General features: G+C 49.9%; 18 protein-coding genes and 1 pseudogene. 13 read left to right on the forward strand and 6 right to left on the reverse strand.

All coding sequences use genetic code 11. The annotated features are described in order from the left end of the window. Positions 1–14: 14 nt before the first annotated feature. The gene (locus NR121_RS16455; RefSeq protein WP_062408998.1) at positions 15–722 is read left to right on the forward strand and encodes a cytochrome c biogenesis CcdA family protein; all 708 of its coding nucleotides are present in this window, start codon (positions 15–17) and stop codon (positions 720–722) included. A gap of 6 nt (positions 723–728) precedes the next feature. On the opposite strand, the gene splB is transcribed toward NR121_RS16455, so the two are convergent. Next, complete coding sequence (gene splB / locus NR121_RS16460) at positions 729–1,787, reverse strand: spore photoproduct lyase (RefSeq protein WP_062408997.1); 1,059 nt, start codon at positions 1,785–1,787, stop codon at positions 729–731. Between the two features lie 216 nt (positions 1,788–2,003). On the opposite strand from splB, the gene mntR reads away from it, so the two are divergent. Both mntR and NR121_RS16470 read left to right on the forward strand, forming a co-directional pair. Next, entirely contained in the window at positions 2,004–2,426 is a 423-nt protein-coding gene (mntR, locus tag NR121_RS16465; RefSeq protein WP_054818827.1) for a transcriptional regulator MntR, read from the forward strand. A gap of 113 nt (positions 2,427–2,539) precedes the next feature. Beyond that, positions 2,540–3,547 (forward strand): patatin-like phospholipase family protein, encoded by a 1,008-nt coding sequence (locus tag NR121_RS16470; RefSeq protein ID WP_062408996.1) that lies wholly within the window; start codon positions 2,540–2,542, stop codon positions 3,545–3,547. Between the two features lie 47 nt (positions 3,548–3,594). Here NR121_RS16470 and NR121_RS16475 read toward each other — a convergent pair whose 3' ends face one another. Continuing rightward, positions 3,595–3,876: a hypothetical protein gene (locus NR121_RS16475; RefSeq protein ID WP_062408995.1), complete on the reverse strand. Its 282-nt coding sequence runs from the start codon at positions 3,874–3,876 to the stop codon at positions 3,595–3,597. A 38-nt stretch (positions 3,877–3,914) separates the two neighbouring features. Then, entirely contained in the window at positions 3,915–4,844 is a 930-nt protein-coding gene (locus NR121_RS16480; RefSeq protein ID WP_256831490.1) for a DUF1385 domain-containing protein, read from the reverse strand. Positions 4,845–5,008: 164 nt separating this feature from the next. On the opposite strand from NR121_RS16480, the gene NR121_RS16485 reads away from it, so the two are divergent. The 10 genes and pseudogenes from NR121_RS16485 to NR121_RS16535 all read left to right on the forward strand — a co-directional run. After that, a complete protein-coding gene (locus tag NR121_RS16485) occupies positions 5,009–5,521 on the forward strand; it encodes a YqhR family membrane protein (RefSeq protein WP_074729867.1) in 513 nt (170 codons plus the stop codon). Positions 5,522–5,628: 107 nt separating this feature from the next. Continuing rightward, a complete protein-coding gene (gene aroQ / locus NR121_RS16490; protein WP_054818829.1) occupies positions 5,629–6,075 on the forward strand; it encodes a type II 3-dehydroquinate dehydratase in 447 nt (148 codons plus the stop codon). A gap of 3 nt (positions 6,076–6,078) precedes the next feature. Then, positions 6,079–7,152 (forward strand): M24 family metallopeptidase, encoded by a 1,074-nt coding sequence (locus NR121_RS16495; protein WP_256831491.1) that lies wholly within the window; start codon positions 6,079–6,081, stop codon positions 7,150–7,152. Between the two features lie 99 nt (positions 7,153–7,251). Further along, entirely contained in the window at positions 7,252–7,809 is a 558-nt protein-coding gene (gene efp / locus NR121_RS16500) for an elongation factor P (protein WP_054818830.1), read from the forward strand. A 407-nt stretch (positions 7,810–8,216) separates the two neighbouring features. Continuing rightward, positions 8,217–8,870, forward strand: coding sequence for a response regulator transcription factor (locus NR121_RS16505; RefSeq protein ID WP_054818831.1), 654 nt, complete (start codon positions 8,217–8,219; stop codon positions 8,868–8,870). Continuing rightward, positions 8,867–9,964 carry a sensor histidine kinase gene (locus tag NR121_RS16510; protein WP_256831492.1) on the forward strand — a complete coding sequence of 366 codons (1,098 nt, stop codon included), beginning with the start codon at positions 8,867–8,869 and terminating at the stop codon, positions 9,962–9,964. The genes NR121_RS16505 and NR121_RS16510 overlap by 4 nt, the downstream gene beginning before the upstream one ends. Then, on the forward strand, positions 9,937–10,263 hold the full coding sequence (locus NR121_RS16515; protein WP_256831494.1) for a sensor histidine kinase: 327 nt from the start codon (positions 9,937–9,939) through the stop codon (positions 10,261–10,263). Before NR121_RS16510 ends, NR121_RS16515 begins: the two co-directional genes overlap by 28 nt. An 81-nt stretch (positions 10,264–10,344) precedes the next feature. Then, complete coding sequence (locus NR121_RS16520; protein ID WP_256831495.1) at positions 10,345–11,205, forward strand: hypothetical protein; 861 nt, start codon at positions 10,345–10,347, stop codon at positions 11,203–11,205. A 174-nt stretch (positions 11,206–11,379) separates the two neighbouring features. Next, positions 11,380–11,901, forward strand: coding sequence for a TetR/AcrR family transcriptional regulator (locus NR121_RS16525; RefSeq protein WP_256831496.1), 522 nt, complete (start codon positions 11,380–11,382; stop codon positions 11,899–11,901). A gap of 448 nt (positions 11,902–12,349) precedes the next feature. Then, positions 12,350–12,592, forward strand: a pseudogene (locus NR121_RS16535) (CobW C-terminal domain-containing protein); the annotation flags it as partial. A 121-nt stretch (positions 12,593–12,713) separates the two neighbouring features. Here NR121_RS16535 and NR121_RS16540 read toward each other — a convergent pair. From NR121_RS16540 to NR121_RS16550, 3 genes are read right to left on the reverse strand one after another with little or no spacing between them, the layout of a single operon-like run. Next, positions 12,714–14,024 (reverse strand): opine metallophore biosynthesis dehydrogenase, encoded by a 1,311-nt coding sequence (locus NR121_RS16540; RefSeq protein WP_256831497.1) that lies wholly within the window; start codon positions 14,022–14,024, stop codon positions 12,714–12,716. Next, the gene (locus tag NR121_RS16545; RefSeq protein ID WP_054818833.1) at positions 14,021–14,839 is read right to left on the reverse strand and encodes a class I SAM-dependent methyltransferase; all 819 of its coding nucleotides are present in this window, start codon (positions 14,837–14,839) and stop codon (positions 14,021–14,023) included. Before NR121_RS16545 ends, NR121_RS16540 begins: the two co-directional genes overlap by 4 nt. Before the next feature lies 1 nt (position 14,840). Beyond that, positions 14,841–15,704, reverse strand: a complete 864-nt coding sequence (locus tag NR121_RS16550; RefSeq protein WP_054818834.1) for a histidine racemase CntK family protein — start codon at positions 15,702–15,704, stop codon at positions 14,841–14,843. Positions 15,705–15,885: the final 181 nt, after the last annotated feature.

Genomic DNA, 15,885 nt, shown 5'->3' on the forward strand with positions numbered 1-15,885 from the left:
GGTGAGAATGACCTGTGGAATTGAATATCTGGATTGCGCTTTGGGCAGGTTTTTTATCCTTTATTTCACCATGCAGTCTGCCTTTGTATCCTTCTTATTTGTCCTACATTACAGGTGTCTCGGTCAATCAGTTAAAAAGCGATCAAACGACGCGTGAAATTCGGTTTAAAATGGTTACCCATACGTTAAGCTTTATCGTCGGCTTTTCGATCGTGTTTTACAGCTTGGGACTCGGCGCGAGCGCCATTGCCAATTTGTTTATCGACTACCGCGATTTGATGCGGCAGCTGTCCGCTATTTTTATTTTTGCCATGGGTTTGTTTATGCTGGGTATCTTTCAGCCGCAGTGGCTGCTGAGGGAGCATAAGATGAAGGTAAGAACCAAGCCGGCAAGCTATATCGGGTCGCTTTTGATCGGTATCGGCTTTGCCGCAGGCTGGTCCCCGTGCATTGGTCCGATTCTGTCCTCGATCCTCATGCTGGCGGCAACAGAGCCTGATTCCTGGCTTCCGCTCATTACCGCCTATTCGCTGGGGTTTGCCATTCCGTTTTTTATCCTGGCATTTTTTATCGGCTCGACCCGTTGGATTTTGCGCTATTCCTCCACCTTGATGAAAGTGGGCGGGGGGCTGATGATTTTCATCGGGATTCTGCTTTATACCGACCAAATGACAAGGATTACGATTTGGCTGCAGCAAATTACCCCCGCCTGGATGGGCTGAGTTCTTTTAGGTAAAGTAATCGATATTCGCCTGCGGAAAATGGGTGAAGATTTGCTCGGTAATGTATGCTCTGAGCGCATCCGCTTTTTCGTCAGGATATACGTATTTTCCTTGTCCCCAGCGCCCCCATTTATATTTTCGCTTCTCTTCGTCCATCTCCAGCTTGGTCCTGGGATAACGGCGCTGGATGACTTTTTTGGCGGTTTTGGTAAACCGGTGCTGGATCAATTCAAAGGTCAAATCAGAGGTCGCTTCCGGCGGAAGGGTTTCTTTTAATTTGCGTAAAAGCTCGCCGTAGCCTTCCTCCCACCCGTCGTGCCAAATGATCGGGGCGATGATAAAGCCAAGCGGATACCCTGCTTTAGCCACCTTGCCCGCAGCTGTGATCCGATCCTGGAAGCTCGAGGTACCCGGTTCAAAATGCTTGATGACATAATCAGCGTTTACACTGAACCGAAAACGGGTGTGACCGTTATGCCTGGCGTCAAGCAGCGGCTCGACATGATGAAACTTGGTGACGAAACGAAGCCGGCCGAGCGGTTCCTTCGCCATAAATTCGATGACTTCCTTCAAGGATCCGCTGATATGCTCCAGACCTACAGGATCTGAAGTACATGCGGCTTCAAACCGGGTAATCTCCGGCGCCCGTTCATCGATATACCGCTTGGCTTGATTTAAAATATCATCCATATTGACATAAACGCGAATATAAGGCTTGGCTCCCAGGGTGGTTTGTAAATAGCAGTAATGACAATGCGCCATACAGCCGGTCGCAATGGGGATGGCATATTCCGCGGACGGCTTTGACGTATCGAATGTCAATGTTTTGCGGATCCCGACGACCAGCGTTCTTTTGGCGATCCGGTATTTCTCCAGTTCGCCTTCGCCCGGCAGGTTCGTAATCCGGTTGTGCGAAGTAGTCATATGAATAGGCAAGCCTTCTTTCTTGGCCCATTCAAGGATTTTTTGCCCTTTGGGATATTCCAATGCATCCGGCTCAAAGTAAACGAGCTCGGGAATAAACAATTGCGTTCCCCGAACGGGCGGAGACAGCACGGTTGCCATGGTTTACCTCCTTCAAAATGATCTTGGGCTTGCTTCACTATGGCTGCTGTGATATAGTAAAGAACGCTTATAATGACCTTAGGGTACCCTTCCCGCCAGTTCTCACACATGGGAAATGACGAGTGAGTCGGACATTCTAAGGGACTTGCCTTGTGAAAAAGAAACAGTGTATCATTAAAATAAACGAGATTGTCTTGGAGTACAGGAGGAACGTCAATGGCCACACCGAGCATGGAAGATTATTTGGAAAAAATATATAAATTAATTGATGAGAAAGGCTATGCTCGCGTATCCGACATTGCCGAGGGGCTGGAGGTTCACCCTTCTTCAGTAACCAAGATGATTCAGAAGCTGGATAAAGATAATTATCTGATTTATGAGAAATACCGCGGTCTGGTACTGACATCCAAAGGACAGAGAGTCGGCAAGCGGCTGGTAGACAGACATCATCTTTTGGAAGAGTTTTTGACGCTGATCGGCGTTTCCGATGAGCATATTTATAAAGATGTAGAAGGTATTGAGCATCATCTCAGCTGGGAATCCATCACCTGCATCGAGACGCTGCTGGAATATTTTAAACGGGATGCCTCCCGGGCCGAGGATTTAATGCGGCTCAAAAGAGAATTGGAAGAGGCGTAAGAAAAGCTCCGACATAATGTTGTCGGGGCTTATTTTATTGGACGCCCGCATATGTACAATCTGTACTCTCATACATACTCTGTGAGACTGTTTGCGGGAAGAGGGGATGCGGGGTGAGAATCAATGCCGTATTCGAAGGCGGGGGAGTAAAAGGTATTGCTCTGGCCGGTGCGGTAGCCGGTGTGGAGGAGCTGGGTCACCAATTTTATCAGGTGGCGGGAACGTCGTCAGGTGCCATCGTCGCTTCTTTGGTAGCGGCCGGATATAAGGCTGAGGAGTTGCGGGAAGTGATCGAGGCTACACCATTCCGCTTTTTTTTGAAGCGGTCGGCCATTTTCGATACCAAATTCATTGGTCCCTTGTCCAGATTGTTTATAAAAAAAGGGCTGTTTTCCGGTGAATCGCTTGAGCATTGGATCTACGGGCTGCTGCTGGCTAAAGGCATTCGAACGTTCGGGGATTTGAAACACAATCAACTGCGGATTATTGCTTCTGACATTTCCAGCCGCAGGCTGCTTGTTCTGCCGGATGATATTGCCCAATACGGGGTGGATCCGAAACGTTTTCTGGTGGCTAAAGCCGTCCGGATGAGCACGAGCATCCCTTATTTTTTCGATCCTGTCATCATACGTAAAGCGGCCAACCGAAAGATGCGCTTCGATAAAAATTTTGCGGATCAATTCGTTTACATAGTGGATGGAGGGCTGCTTAGCAACTTTCCGCTTTGGCTGTTTGATTCAGAGGAGGAGCCGTCTTTGGATCAGATGATCCCTACCCTCGGATTTCAGCTTGTAGGCCGCGGTTCGGGTAAGCCGAATGAAATTTACGGTCCGCTTAGTATGATGCGCGCGCTTTTCTCGACGATGCTGGATGCCCGTGACGAACGGTATATTCAAAAGCATAACCGTTTCCGTACGGTTAAAATCCCGACGCTGGGTGTAAGCAATACCGACTTCGATATTACTCCCGAGCAAAGCTTGGAACTGTTCGAATCCGGCCTGCAAGCAACGCGCGCTTTCTTCGGCAAGTGGAAGCTTACGGACTACAAGCAGAACTATGTGACCCACGTATGCCGGATGATGCGGCAAAATAAAGATGCTGATCCGAGAGCCCGCGCATAAAAAACAGCAGGTTCAAATGACCTGCTGCAGGGTAACGACTCTGTATTTTAGTGGTATTTGGGCGGTTCGTCGGAACTGTCCTTGCTGCCGTTGATCACCCGGAAGGTGGCGTTTCTGCGCTTGGTTTTACTGCTGCTGAACCGGGGCGGACTGAACGATTTCGATCTGCTGCGCCAGCGGCTAGGCGGGTATTTGTACAGCAAGAAGATGCTCCCGAAGACCAGAAGCGGGATGATCAGGGTACCCGGTCTGGTTAGAACGGTGAACAAAATGCCGATGGCGACCAACGCGAAGATGACATAGGCTATCGTGCTGTTGCGGTGTCTCATTCCAAACCCTCCTTTTGTTGATGGAACTGTAAAAGCGTTTAACCCTGCATTTGCTTATCGAGTTCCCTCATGCGGTTGAATGAAGCGATCGATACCTCCACTTGCGAATCATCGGGTTCTTTGGTCGTAAGAAGCTGCAGCCAAAGTCCAGGATAACCGAGGTACCTCAGTACGGGAACATCGCGCAAGCTGTTGGTAAAACGCAGAAGCTCATAGGAGACGCCAATAACCACGGGAATCAGAACGATCCGCTGAATGATCCGCTCAACGAACGAATCATATTGAAAGAACGAGTAAATCACCACGCCGACAATCACTGTAAAAACGATAAAGCTGCTGCCGCAGCGGTAATGCAGCGTGCTGAACTTTTGTACGTTTCTTACCGTTAATTCTACACCGGCTTCGTAAGCGCTGATTACTTTATGCTCGGCCCCGTGGTATTGGAACAGGCGTTTGATCATGGGAGTCAGGGAAATGAAATAAATATAAGCTATCAATAAAATGATTTTGATCAGGCCTTCAATCAGATTGTGACCGATTTGATTCTCGAACATCTTACCGAACAAAAGCTGTTCGATCGCCGTTGGAACAAGCGTGAAAACAAATTTGCCGAATAAAAAGGAAAGAATGCCTATGAACGCGACGCCAAGAATCATTGTCATTTTGCTGGCGAACGTTTCCTTCTTTTCTTCCTTTGTGCCGCTGTCTTCTTCCGCAAACATTTCAGCAGAGAAATTCAAATGCTGAGAGCCTTTTGCGCTTGCCTCGATGATTCCTACAATGCCCCGGATGAAAGGGATTTTCTTGAGCGTCTGGACCCAGCCGATTTCTTTTTTGGGAACTTCTAGAAAATGAATGGTGTTATCTTTACGGCGTACTGCCGTTACATGAACCTTTTGACCTGCAAACATGACGCCTTCAATGACGGCTTGGCCGCCGTAAATCGCATTCTGCTGCTTTTCCGACAAAACGATGCACCTTCTTCTGATTTGAATAAGTTAGGAATGGTGTAGGAACAGGAATCCTTCAGCTTTATTGTAACGAATCGGATCGGATAATGCTACTTGTTTATCCATGGGACTTTTGAACATACTAAGGATTATTCGGAATGTACAACGGGAGGCTCAGCGGAATGCATGCGAATGATAATGAAACGAAACCCGTAACCAATAAGTGGTTTTTTTCGCTGTACATCGGTTTTTTTGCAGGATTGTTCTGGGGCGGCTTGAAAATCGTCCAGCACTATTTTCACTTTACCTCGCTGTCTCCGGCTTTTTTGATCGAGCCCTTCTACAGGCATTCCTACCTTATGACATGGCAGGGCACTCTTCTGGGGTGGGGGGCTTATATCCTTTTCTCTATAGCCGCGGCCATACTGTATACGCTGCTGCTTGCCAAAGCGAAGGGCCCCTGGTATGGTCTGGGCTACGGCCTCGTATGGTGGGCTGTCCTGTATTTGTTCATTGGACCGCTCACCGGTATGATGGACCGGATCACCTTGCTGGGTTGGAATACGATTTTGACCGATTGCAGCTTGTTTTTACTGTGGGGCTTGTTCATAGGGTATTCCATCAGCTTTGAATTTACAGATGAGCGGATACGTGAACCGTTCGACAATAAACGTAATCAGCCGACACCCCATTAACGGTTATTTATCACATTAACGCGGGGATTGATGAAAGTTCTCAAACCGGAGAAAAGTATGGTAAAATAGATAGGTATGTGCTGTTTGATCGGTTGGGGGGAAATCGGATGAAACAAATACTGTTATTGAACGGGCCCAATTTGAATATGCTCGGTATTCGGGAACCGGGTGTTTACGGTGCGCTGTCGCTTCAATCGATAACGGACCGGCTGTCCAAGCTGGCGGAAGAGCTTGGAGTAGGGCTTGAAGCGTTCCAGTCCAATCATGAAGGCGAACTGATTGATCGCATTCACGCGGCTTACGGGACAAAGGACGGTATCCTGTTCAACCCGGGTGCCTTTACGCATTACAGCTATGCCATCCGCGATGCCGTAAGTGCTGTCAATATACCGGTGGTTGAAGTACATATTTCCAACATTCATAAAAGGGAATCGTTCCGTCATGTTTCCGTGATCGCTCCGGTAGCGATCGGTCAAATTGCAGGGTTCGGCGCGTACGGTTATGAATTGGGTCTCAACGCATTGGTCCAATATATTGAACGTTCGGAGGGATAGCGGATGCAGGAGGAACGGATTCTGCGGCTTCGCAGTCTGATGCAGGAGCAAGGGCTTCAGGCGCTGCTCATTACGAATGCAACCAATCGCATGTACATGACAGGGTTTACCGGATCGTCAGGCTACGTGTTGATCACGGAAGACCGGGCTATTCTGCTTACGGATTTCCGCTACATGACTCAGGCGCCCCAGCAGGCGGTCGGCTACGAAGTTATTGAGCATGCGCCTAAAGCTATGGAGACGGTCAAAGAGCTTCTGGCTCATGCGGGCCTGACCAAGCTCGGCTTCGAGCAAAACGACATGACCTACGGTGTGTATCAGGCTTGTGCCGGGATTCTTGGCGGCGTAGAGCTCATTCCGACGGACTTCGTCGTTGAAACTCTTCGGATGGTGAAGGACGAAGGCGAGCTTGCGGTCATGCAGGAAGCGGCAGAATTGGCCGATCGGACGTTTGAGTACATCCTCGGTATACTGAAGCCAGGCATGAAGGAGCTCGATATTGCGCTTGAAATCGAGATGTATGTTCGTGCCCATGGCGCTGCCTCGACATCCTTTGAAACGATCGTGGCCTCTGGCGAACGCTCCGCCCTGCCTCATGGCAAGGCCAGCAAAAAAGTCATTGGTACGAATGAATTCGTCAAGCTGGATTTTGGAGCCTACTATAAAGGCTACTGCTCCGATATTACTCGTACGGTCGTACTCGGCAAGCCTACGGACAAGCACAGGGAGATCTACAACATCGTGCTGGAAGCTCAGCTGGAGGCGCTGGACCGGATTCGCCCCGGCATGACCGGACGTGAGGCGGATGCTATCGCACGTGACGTGATCAAGCGCTACGGCTATGGCGATTTATTCGGTCACGGCACCGGACACGGCTTGGGTATGGAAATTCATGAGGCGCCGCGGCTCTCCATAACAGGAGATACGGTTCTTGCACCGGGAATGACCGTTACCGTGGAACCCGGTATCTATATACCTGGCTTTGGAGGCGTCCGCATTGAAGATGATATCGTCATTACAGACACAGGCAATCGTAGGTTAACACAATCAAGCAAAGACTTGATCGTGATTCCATAACTTTATTCATCTAGGTAGCGGCAAGCTGTTTGTGCCGCGGGGTTTTCCGCGTTTTCTTCGGGACTGCCGTCTGCTCACATTTTCAGGGAGGTATTTGTAGTGATTTCAGTTAACGATTTTAAAACAGGCTTGACCATCGAAGTAGACGGAGATTTGTTCACCGTTATTGACTTCCAACACGTAAAACCGGGCAAAGGCGCTGCGTTCGTCCGTTCCAAGCTGAAAAACCTGCGTAACGGCAACATCGTTGAGCGCACTTTCCGTGCCGGCGAGAACGTCAGCCGCGCCCACATCGAGAACCGTCAAATGCAATACCTGTATGCCAGCGGCAAAGAGCATACATTCATGGATACGGAAACGTTCGATCAAATCACCCTGGACGAGAAGCAAATCGAGTGGGAGCTGAACTTCCTCCGCGAGAACATGATGATCAATATCATGAGCTTCCAAGGCGAAATCCTCGGTATTAACCTGCCGAACAGCGTTGAGCTGAAAGTGGTTGAAACCGAACCGGGCATCAAAGGAAACACCGCAACCGGCGCGACCAAGAACGCCAAGGTCGAAACCGGCCTGAACGTACAGGTGCCGCTCTTCATCAACGAGGGCGACGTCCTCCTGATCGACACGCGTGAAGGCAAATACATTTCCCGCGCGTAAGATTCATTTAGGAGCTTAAAGCATAAGGTCCTTATCTCATTGGTCCATAGATGACTAGAGATAAGGATCTTTTTTTATTTTGTTGGGGGGCTGAGGGGTCACAGCCAACAACACGTAAAGTGTATCTCGGGCATTGACCCTTTTTCTCGTATTAACGCTTTCGTTGAATCAAGAAGCAATTGTATGGCTTGCTGTCTGCGTTCCTCCTGCTTCAATGGATTCACTCCTTGATTGGTTTAAGTTCAGAATGCTGGAGAAATCCTTCCTTTTCGATCGTCATAATAGAGTGAATGGACGCAAACCTATCCAACGGTAATATTGTTGTGGTGCCAATCGCCATGACCCGCTTTTACAACTCTATAACAAAACAATAATAATATGATTGCAGAAAAAGGAGGCGAGCCGTATTGGCGGCCATTTTAATTGTTGAGGATGAAATATCGATCAATGAACTGGTCAAAAGGAATTTGCAGCTTGTAGGGCATCACTGCACTTCTGTTTTTGATGGAAAAACGGCCATTTCTGAAATAGAACGCCATACCTATGATCTGATCATTTTAGATATCATGCTTCCTGAAATTGACGGGTTTGAAGTGTTTAAAAAAGTACACGAAACGCCCACGATTTTCTTAACGGTACGCAGCAGTTTATCCGATCGCATTAAGGGTTTTTCTATGGGGGCTGACGATTATTTGACCAAGCCCTTTGAAATGTTGGAACTATTGGCTCGCGTAGAAGCAGTGCTGCGGCGAACCCAAAAAAATAAAAGTTGCTTTGAAGCGGGGGCTGTGAGGATTGATTTTGACAGCCGCCAGGTATTCTATATGGGACAGCTTGTGGAATGCACCCCTAAAGAATTTGAATTGTTAGAGGTGCTGGTAAAAAACCGCAATATTGCATTGTCCAGAGAAAGACTTCTGGAGCTAGTGTGGGGCTATGATTATGAAGGCGATACCCGTACGATTGATGTTCACATCCAAAAGCTGCGTAAAAAATTGGGCTGGGAGAATATGATCAAAACGGTCTACAAGCTGGGCTACCGCCTGGAGGTAAACCAATGAAACACCGGACCTTTTTGACAACACTTGTCCTTTTTCTGTTATCTTTCAATCTTGGAATATTCATCATTTGTGTCACTACATTCAAAGATACGGTTCATCGTGCGGAAGAAAGAAGTTTGCGCGAACACTATTTTATCACCTCAGCGCTTACAAAGGATTTTCATGCTGTGGAAAGCCGCGGAATTGATATTAAGAGCTCTTTAGATTCTCTGCTCCAGCCATACCGTTATCTGTCCGGGGATAAAAAGGTTTATCTGGCGCTTTACAAGGGCCATCAGCTTGTCTATTCCAATCGGCAGGAAATCGTATTGCAGAGCCGTTTCATGGAGCCGCCGGAGGACGGAAACCGACTGGCTTCTATACAAAAATCAGATGACAGCACCTATGTCATTGTTTCGGGAAAGCTTCCTGCGCCGTATGAGGTCTATACTATGGTTTATCTTTACGATGCGTCGGATGCCATCACCGCATGGGAACAAATGAAAAACATGCTGTTTTTCGCGGGGTTGATTCTTTCCGGTTTGCATGCTTCAGGTCTTCTTTTCATTCTGAATCGAATATTCAAGCCCTTGTTGCAGATTTCTCAAACCTCCCGCAAGATCGCGGCCGGCGCATACGAAACCAGGCTTCCGGTATCCGGTCATGATGAGCTTTCCGAAATGGCTCAAAGCTTCAATCATATGGCTGAGGAAATCCAGCGTCAAATGACGGAGCTGATCACCGCCGCAGAAAAAAAGCAACAGTTTATTGATAATTTTGCCCATGAGCTCCGTACACCCTTGACCGCAATCTACGGATATGCGGAATATATGCAAAAGGCGGCCCTGACGGAGGATGACAGGCTATCCGCGATCAGCTATATTATGTCGGAAAGCCGGCGATTGCAGATCATGGCCAATCAATTACTCGAACTGGCAAATCTTAAGAATGATCAGATCGCCTGGGAAGCGCAAAACGTATCCGCTCTTTTCAATCGGTCAAGCAGACACTGCATAATAAGCTTACGGAAAAAGAAATACAAATGGAATTTCTTTGTGAAATGGATGTTCTTTGGGGAGATGCCTGCTTGCTGGAAAGTCTGTTTATCAATCTAATCGACAATGCGATAAAGGCGTGCGGTACGGGCGGTCATATTATCGTGCGTGCCGTCGTGGAAGCCGGAAAGAAAACGGTTTACATCCAGGATAACGGTAAAGGGATGACCTCCGAAGTACTCCGGCATATTACCGAGCCCTTTTACCGCGCGGAGAATTCACGAAACCGCAGGGACGGCGGCACCGGATTAGGCCTTGCTATCTGTAAACAGATTGTTCTGCGTCATGGCGCGGAACTGGAGTTTACGAGCCAACCCGGCGAAGGAACGACAGCAAAAATCATTTTTACAACTTCATAATAACTTGATGATGATTCGATAATCCGGCCATTTTACACTGCTTAATGTGATCACAAACATAACGATGAAGGAGTGATTCAAATGAAAAGCTTGAAAAAAACCATATTCGCATCCGCAGTGATCATTGGGGCCAACACCTTACTGTTCCAGGGATTTACACAGGCAGTAACGGTATCGGAGTTCAAACAAACCCATGTGATCCCTACAAAATATGCGAATGCTGCAGCCGGTCCGTTCCAAGCGGCACCAAACAGCTTGCCGGATGGCTACAAAAAAGCCAATTATATGGTGGGAGCCATTGACCTTGAAAACTACCGCAACCAAACGCCAACCAGCAAGGATTTAACAAAAGAAGAAGCAGCGGAGATTGGCGCCCAGGCCCTTTGGGAGGTATTTGACCTGAACTTAGAGGGCCAAGTCATTGAAATGGGCTATCAACAGGCAAACGAAGGCCTTCCCCGTTCGAGGTGGTATGCGGATGTGCTGATCAACGGCGAGCGCAATTATTATTTCTCCGTAGACTCTGTAACAGGTGAATTATTTACCATAGGCCGCAGCAGAACGCTGGATGAAAAGGTTTCAGTAGCCTTTGATTCGGCCCTTGCTAAAAATCCGCAGGAATATGTTGAGCTGGCAAAAAAACTGGCGGAAAAATATAACGTTGTTCATAGCGCTGTGAAGTCGGTTGAATACAACGGCCAGGGCTACAGCAACAATGATCCGACGATTTCAATGGATATCACGGGCGAAAATGGGGAAATGGCTTTAATGACTTTCTCCCGGTATGATAAAGCGCTGCTCGGCATCAGTTATAATACGGAATATAAGTCCGCACTGGAATTCAATCAAGAGCTCATCAAGCAGGTGCAGGACAAGATCGAAGTGCTTGAAAAGTCAGCTCTTCCTGAAAACGAAGCACCCACTCTGAGGGTTTTGAAGTAGTGTTTTGAATAAATAAAGGAAAAGTATTGGCATGGTCCCCGGCGAACGCTGGGGACCTGTTCCGTTTTTCTATTCCTGAAACGTCGGGAATGATGCTGAATTGATACCAAGGTATTTTTCTTGTATAATAACATAATTGCTGAATCACTAACTTGCGAAGGAGGCGTCAATCCGATGTCAAAGTCCGAGACGATCTCGGTAAACCGCAAATCGGAAATCATATCCGCAGCGATCGAAGTGTTTGCGGAGATCGGATTTTTCCGGGCCACGACGGCACAAGTCGCGAAACGGGCCAAGATTTCGCAGCCCTATATATTCCGGTTTTTCTCAACCAAAGAAACATTGTTACTTGCGGCGCTGGAGGTGTCCTGGTCGCGGGTGATCGAATCCTTCCGCAAGGTTGTGGAATCCGCTTCGCCGGAACAACTAGAGACCGGCCTTATTCAGGCCTATGAGGATATTCTGGATTCCTACCAGAATGAGGTTCTGCTTCAGATGCAGGCACAGACGATCCGGGAAGACTCGATCCAAGAAGCGATGCGCAATGGACTCGGGGAAGTCCGCCGCATGGTGCTGGACGCTTTCACCAAAGCTGGCATTCCGAATGCCAAGGAACGGACGATGCTGTTTCTGGCCCGGGGGATGATCTGCAACATTGCGCTGGCGCTGGACATGCCCGAATTGAAGGAAAAGTGAGGGGCGGGAACATTGAATTCAAATTAGTGATTGACCAATCAATCACTATATGATACATTGCAATATAGTAAGTGATTGATCAATTACAAAGGAGCATCCGAAACAGCCTCATACAAGGAAGGGCAAGACTAGGCTCGCTGAGCGGGGACAAATATGAGCGGCTGATTGGACCAGTGCGGGCGACGTCTTTTGAAGAGGGAATCTCGGCCACGGTTCGCGCGCTGCAAAGAAGAAACGGTTCTATTTTAGCGATCAATAGTAATTGATCAATCACTATCTGGATAAAGGGATAGTTATGTAATGCGGCTTCGAAGGAATTCGTCATATGCAACCTTAGATGTCCGAACCTCGATAATGAAAACCTGAAAAGGCCATAAAACTTATTGTGTGAGTATATCAGTGAGGGCGCTAATTTCGTTTAACACCATATACTCATTATTTCGAGAAGGAAGTGGAACGGGAAGCGTTTGAAGGCTTCCTTGCCTTGCTGCCGCCGAATGTGTACCGGGCCAAGGGGCTGATCCGGTTTGCGGGACGAGCTTTTCCGAGCTTATTCCAATATACCCATGGCGATCTGGACATATTTTCGATACGTTCGGATGTAGAGACATCGAACGTTTCCGTATTTATCGGCGATCATTTCTCCAAGCAGGATATGGCAAACGCTTTACGCGCTTTGGAGCTGTCATGATGGAAGTGATATGATAACCGTCGTCATTAGCCTGCTAGAAACGCTCAAAACGTCAAAAAGCATGGCCGCTCATCCATCTGGGCGGCCATGCTTTCGTTCTGTGTGGTTGCTCCGCTCCGGCTCAGGTCTTGGCAGCGTCGATCTGAAGCAGCTCCGCACAGATGCGCCGGACATCGCCCTCGAAGCTTTGGGGCGTAAAGGCTTCCGACAATGGACGGCCCGTAAGCAACTCCGCTGCGCTTAGCAAGTGCCGCTCATATCGGTCGACGAACCCGTCGATGGTCGGGCAAGGCAAGCCGGCTGCGCGAGAGAGGCCTTGTATCATTTTGATCCGGTAATAATCTTCCTTCGGCATTCTCGGAATATCCCAGGCTCCTTCCTGATTGACGAACACGGGGCGGAGCGGAACGGCGGAGAAGTCGAAGTACCGGCCGTCCCGATCCGGCTCCGAGTAGGGATCGATCAGCAGGGACGCGTAACGAACGTATAACGAATATTGCTGATGGATGGGATCTAGCTCGGGGAAACCGTCAATGTACTGGCGGGACAAGCTTTCCGGCCTGACCGGGTAATTATCGTCGACCATGAATTGCAGCAGGTTGAGCGGCTCCAAGCGAAGCATCCGGGCGAGAGCGGATATCTCCTTCCATTGCTCCAGCATTTCCCGTATGAGAGTGGGCGTAATGGGGCCCTCCGGGAACAGCTTGTACACAAACTTCGGAATGGCTTGGCCGCTGAAAATGACGCCGAGCGAGAAGTCGTTCATAAACAAAGGCGGATGCACGTACAACGAGATGTTGCGCGTCTCGGCCGCAAGCGCCGAATCCAGCGGTTCCAGCGCGATGCCCGCATCTTCGTACAATCGCCGGAACGTCTCCACGGACTCGGAGGGCCATCCCGCCGCTCCCGCATACACCTTGCGTTTGACTGCCGTCGTCAGAACATGGGTTGGCGGCTTATCGCCCGTCCGTCGCGTGTCCCCCAGGTAGGTGGAGAAGCTGAGCACCTCGGCGTCGCAGCCTTGTTCCTTCAGATAATGGCGGATGAGCGCGCCCGAGCCGAAAGTCGGGGAGAGAAGCGCAACGCAGCGCAAGCTGTGCAGCAGCCGTGGCGGTAGCTGCGCGAGCACGGACACATAAGCATCCGCCGTTACCGCCAATATGAGCGTATCCCACTGTTCCTCAATGGTTCCCAAATCCTGGAACACGGCGTCCACGCGGCACTCGCCTTGAAGCGCTTTATGTTGCGGACCGCTTGTTTCGACGGCAACCGTCCCGCCGTTCCAGCGAAGCGCATCGAAGAATGGAGCGGAGAGAACGGACTTTCGTTCGGCGATGCCCACGTGGCTGTTCCGCAATCGCTTGAGAAGCACGGCAAGTTGTACGGCTGCGGGGCCTGTTCCTGCGATGAGAACGCTGCGAAGAAGGTTCATCTCAAGACCTCCCTTGCCGGGGCCGGAGCCGGCGCTTTGCGGTACAACGCCACATCGAATACATGTCCCGGCCGTACCGTCGTTTCATTGAGCTGCCATTTGCCGTCATCCACTTCCTCCATGGGATAGTTGAAGAGCGCCTTCAAGCCGTTCCCGTATCGCATAGCTACGACGACTTCCGGCTGAGTCGCCTCATGCAGCAGGTCGAGGAGCTCGTATTTGACGGACACCGTGGAACTGATAATGATGTGCGTAACCGTGCCGATATCATGCAGCCGCTCCAGCGGAACGTTCTCCAGCCGGATGGGCAGATACGGGCCGAGTCGTTCGACGACCTTCCTGCCCAAATCCACGGCTTCCCGGTCAATGTCGATACCAATCACCTCGGCGCCTGTTCGTTTGGCGATCAGCAACGGCGTCATCGGGAACGCACCCGAGCCAATCAACAACATCTTGGAATCGGCGGTTACCGTGAAGCTCCCGAATTCCTTTTCGATGGAAGCCTCAATGTGATGAAAGTACTCATGCCTGTCATCACCGCCATGCAGCAGCTTGAGCGCGCGATATTTTTCCATAATGGCGACGCAACGCGCCGATATGTCCCGCAGTTGCATCACAAGCGGATGGAGCTCCTGAACGTCTCCGGGGTTAAGCTCCGCCCATAACCGTTGATTGTTCGCATCGGTGATGAAGGCGGAATAGTCGTCTATTGTTTGCTGCAGCTCATGATTGTTGCGGGAGATGCCGTCATATTGCGCGGCTGCCTGTACGAATTTGTCGCGAAATTGCAGCAATGATCGATATAGAAGTTCCATGTTATCCGTTTCCTCCTTGTAATGAATATTGGATGCAATCGTCGACATAAGTTTTGCCTCTGGCGACGATGCCGACGGCGGATTCGATGGTCACGCCGGTGATCTCCCCTCCGTTCCAGCTAACGTGTACATGAATGATGCCTCCTGGCTGATGCACGGGCACGTCTACAGAGTCGCGGCCGTTCCAGGCCAGGTAACAACCCACCGAAGCCGTTCCCGAGCCGCAGCCTCGCTCCCAGATCAAGCTGCCGAGCGCGGGGATGTAGATCAGCGGAGCAAGCTCGCGCGAGGAGGGACGGTACAGCATGACGCCGACCAAGTTATCCCCCGACACGACGCCAAGCAATTTCGCCAGTCGTTCGGCTGCAGCCGGCTCAAGCGCGAAGCGCTCGTTGTCGATGACCAGATGGAAGAAGCCGCCGTAACGGACGATACCCAGCTCCAGCAGCAAACCTTCGAAAGGGATGACGGCGTTCTCTACCGCGGTTGGAATCGGCATGCCGGCTTCGCACATATAGTCCCTGTCCAATTTCTCCACGCGGCAAAACACGGGAAACTCCGCGCCCGACACCTCCAGCGGCATTTCCAGAGTTTCGCCTGGCCGCAGCGTTCGCTCCGACGCTAGACACGCCGCGAGTGCAAGGCAGGCATTGCCGCAAAATTCGCCCCCTGCCATCCGAAGTTTGGCGGCACAGCCGGGAAGGGTCGGCTTTTCGACAAAACCGACTTGCTCCGCGCAGAGATGGCTATAGTCCATGATCTGGGAGGCGATGTGGGCATGCTGATCGGCGGGCAACTCGCCCATGATAAGAATCGTCATGTTGCTTGCGGGACTGCATTTGACGAAATCAATCTCCTGATTCATTGGAACAACCCTCCGATATGGTGCAGAATGTGGACGACTTCGTCCAGAATTTGAAAATTAGTAATAATTACGAATAAACTCGACATCATCATAGTAAAATATTGGCAGTGCGTCAACGTTTTTTTTCTACGGCGGCATGAATAACTAACAGGATCTTCCTAACGGTTTGTCGAAGTAATTA

It is taken from the genome of Paenibacillus sp. Pae15 (assembly GCF_024519685.1).
Taxonomy (GTDB): domain Bacteria; phylum Bacillota; class Bacilli; order Paenibacillales; family NBRC-103111; genus Paenibacillus_G; species Paenibacillus_G naphthalenovorans.